The 2120-nt window shown below is 38.2% G+C and carries 2 protein-coding genes and 1 pseudogene; all 3 read left to right on the forward strand.

The genetic code is table 11. The features are described from left to right. Window positions 1-586, forward strand: a pseudogene (locus NRL14_RS20660) (transposase); the annotation flags it as partial. Window positions 587-1111: 525 nt separating this feature from the next. Beyond that, on the forward strand, window positions 1112-1594 hold the full coding sequence (locus tag NRL14_RS20665; protein ID WP_007377127.1) for a GNAT family N-acetyltransferase: 483 nt from the start codon (window positions 1112-1114) through the stop codon (window positions 1592-1594). A gap of 85 nt (window positions 1595-1679) precedes the next feature. Continuing rightward, a complete protein-coding gene (locus tag NRL14_RS20670; protein ID WP_306725506.1) occupies window positions 1680-1988 on the forward strand; it encodes a DUF6419 family natural product biosynthesis protein in 309 nt (102 codons plus the stop codon). Window positions 1989-2120: the final 132 nt, after the last annotated feature.

Here is a 2120-nt window from a genome sequence, read left to right on the forward strand (position 1 = left end):
CGAACGCCTAGCGAGTATCAGCTGGTTTATGCGGCTATTAAATGAAGACATTGCGCGCAGAGCAAATAAAGAAGATAACTGCACAGGGCGATTCTGGGAGGGTAGATTCAAATCGCAAGCATTACTAGATGAAGCAGCACTTGCAGCGTGTATGGCCTATGTCGATTTAAATCCCATTAGGGCTAAAATGGCTAACACACCAGAAGAGTCAGACCATACCAGTGTACAAAAGCGCTTAACATGCGCGAAAGAAGGTAAACAACCTAAACAGTTACTACGTTTTTCAGGTATGCCACGTCAGATTATGCCTAAAGGGCTGCCGTTTGAGCTTAAATCGTACCTTGAACTCGTTGAGCTAACAGGGCGAATAATACGAGAGGATAAGCGCGGGAATATTGATAATATGAACCTTCCTTTGCTAGAAAGGCTTAATATATCCCCCGAAAACTGGTTAAAACTTACTACGCAATTTACGCGCGTATTTCATGGTGCAGTAGGCAGACCCACTTCACAAACAAGTTACTGTGAAAATTTAAAGCGTAAACGGCGATCAAATATTAGCAATTGCGAAAAGCTACTCGCATAATACTTAAGCTACTCAGTAAAAACATTCTGTAAAAGTTAAAACTGCAATTTTGCAGTTATATTTATGCGGATAATTTAGGTTTAAGCATGCTAATAACTTATTTAATGGATGAAATAAAAGTTACCCAGTAATCCAAGATAAATTTTGAACCTGATTGGCAAATTTAGTGGAACAGTTTTGTTTGTTCGATTAAGGTGGCTGTCAGGTTTGTATTTTTACGGAGCCAAGTGAAAGTGAACGCCCAATGGCAACTGTATTGCCTTGTTCATAATATAGAAAAGCTGCAAAACACGATGCATTAAGAAGGGGAAGCCCTTTTAACCTAATTATAAGCCACTGAAACACCAGTAAATCCTTCCAAAACGCCAATTAAAACAATATCAAACACTTCAATATTCTGCGTAAAAATACAGTAATCAATTGAACCAAAATAGGAACTCAGCTATGGTTGATTCATCAATAAAAATAAATAAAAAACGAGTTAATCTAAAGGCTCGTTAGCTGTATAAATATAAGTATGTATAAATGAAAATTTTAGAAGCAAAAATTGAAGATGCACCTATTATTCTTAAAATTCAAAAGGAAGCGTATATTTCAGAAGCTGAATTACATAATGATTTTAATATACCCCCGCTAACCCAGAGCTTAGCTGAACTTGAGTCTGAATTTAATAATAAATGTATTTTAAAAATTGTTTTGAACGATCAGATTATTGCAAGTGGACAAGTTAAATTAAATGGTTCAACTTCCTGTATAGGACGTATGGCTGTAAAAAGTGACTTTAAAGGTAAGGGTATTGGCTCCAAGCTACTTAGTGCATTAGAGCAGTTTTATCCTGAAGCACACCAGGTAGAATTGTTTACTGGTATTAATAGTAAAGCCAACCTTGGCATGTATGAGCGCCGTGGGTATAGGCGTATTAAAGAAGAGGTTTTGGGCAAAACCACAGTAGTATTCTTAGGTAAGTCGTTAAATACAGCTAACAAGGCCTTAAAGTCGGATTCGTAACAGTTTGCTCGGTTCCACTTCGTTTCAGATTTAAGCAAACTGTTACTCACCGCATAAGGCGGGGTTATATGCCATGGAGGTTGCAATGTTCAAAGTAGTAATCGGATTTTCTATCGTACTTTCTTTTCTTTGTATGTTGCTAGCAGCCGCACCTTTTACTCCAGCGATAGGTGTGTCATTTATTATGTTATTGTTTGCGGGCTTTATTGGTTACAAGGGCTTCCTCCAATCAAGTATAGTGTTGCTGTTAATCAATACTCTCGCTGTTATTGGAAGTCCAGGTATGGATATCTCTAATACCGATACATTAATTTTCGTACTAATACTCTTTCCAATTTCATATGGCGGTGTTTTAATTGGTGTAAGAAAATTAGTTGTGAGAACCAGCACCTAATCGGGTAGCCGGAGGTCTCTAACCTCCAGCCCCCACACCACCCATCATGCGGGTTCGCAATGGGCGGTTCATCTCCCGTAATGAATACCGATCCAAATATCTCTCAATGACACTAAACCTTGTGACGCTAAA

This window comes from Pseudoalteromonas sp. 20-92 (assembly GCF_030847595.1).
GTDB classification, from domain to species: Bacteria; Pseudomonadota; Gammaproteobacteria; order Enterobacterales; family Alteromonadaceae; genus Pseudoalteromonas; species Pseudoalteromonas fuliginea.